The organism is Pseudoalteromonas sp. Z1A6 (assembly GCF_011378745.1).
Taxonomy (GTDB): Bacteria; Pseudomonadota; Gammaproteobacteria; order Enterobacterales; family Alteromonadaceae; genus Pseudoalteromonas; species Pseudoalteromonas arctica.
Genome location: NZ_WTKW01000593.1, coordinates 1 through 1,350, shown reverse-complemented (window position 1 = coordinate 1,350; position 1,350 = coordinate 1). Strand labels below are relative to the sequence as shown.

2 pseudogenes are annotated in these 1,350 nt (G+C 40.1%); both read left to right on the top strand.

The annotated features are described in order from the left end of the window. A pseudogene (locus GQR46_RS19750) lies at positions 1–332 on the top strand (hypothetical protein); the annotation flags it as partial. A gap of 276 nt (positions 333–608) precedes the next feature. Further along, positions 609–1,285: pseudogene (locus GQR46_RS19745) on the top strand (TorF family putative porin). The last annotated feature ends 65 nt before the right edge of the window (positions 1,286–1,350 follow it).

Below are 1,350 nucleotides of genomic sequence, written 5' to 3'. Positions count from 1 at the left end.
GGTACAAAATGGCTAAACCGAGTAATGAGTTAGAAGAACAATTAGTTGCTATTAAAGCGCTAATCCCATGTTTCTTTCACTATGCTGATGCTAAAACACCAGATAACTCTAACTACATTAAACTGCTAAGCAAGCCTAAGCGTACTACAACTAAAACAGGTAAAACTCAACGTAGAGGTAAAGAGTCTGCAGAAATTTTAGTAGACCGCGCACTTGCCGCTGACGATATCCCTGAACATATTCGCAGTAAACGTGATTCAATTGTAAGTGAAGTTCAAAAAGGTCGCAGTGTAAACGAAACAATTAGCCTTATGCGCACTATTTTTGGCTAAAAAACCTTTCCTAGCTGTACTTTAATAGTACAGCTAGGTTAGTTTATGCACCAGCAGCGTGCGACAGAAAATCAAAAAACTTCCTTCCAAAAACATAATTTCATCATAAGCAATTGTTTTAATAGCATTAGTTTTACTTAAAAATAATTAAAACGAGACTGGCACATACAGTGCTATTACCTTCCCAGTTAAATAATAAAAATGCATCCAGTTAAAAGGTCAAAGCAATACATAATAAAACCTTGGTATGCAAAAGTCATATAGCGGGAGTGAAACATGCTAAAACTACAAAAAACAATACTCTTCGGTGCACTGGCGTTTGCAGGCATAACATCAACAACGACATTTGCAGAGGTAACTGCAAATGCAGCAGCAACCTCCAACCACTTATGGCGTGTCAAGAGCAAACAGGAGGCGACGCTACTATTTCGGGTGGAATTGATTACGCTAACGAGTCCGGCTTTTATGCCGGTACATGGGCATCAAATGCATCGTGGGCAGATGAAATGACCTACGAGCTCGACTTATATGCAGGCTTTAGTGGCGCAATCAATGAAAGCGTTAGCTATGATGTTGGTTATATTTACTATGCCTACCCTGATGCTGCTTCAGAAGCTGACGCAGATTTCTCTGAGGTTTACGGGAGTATCAGTGTAGAAGGTTTCACTTTTGGTGCTTCGGTATTAGCAACTTCAGCTGCTAGTGGTGATGGTTCCGACTTTGGTGATTCACTTTATTTAACAACAGACTATGGATTCGCTATTGGTAGTAATGGAACTGAAATAGCGCTGCATTTGGGGCATTACTCAGGCGGCTTTATTGGTGATGACAACATCATCGATTACGGCGTTTCAATCTCTAAGGATGGCTTTACTTTTGGCTTATCTGATAATGATATCGATGACTCAGATTTAAAAGCTTACGTTGTCGACTCTGCAGACTTTAGCCTATAAAAAAATGTGTTACTTGCTGCAACACTAAGGGCCGCAAGGCCCTTTCTCATATTTAAACCACCTAG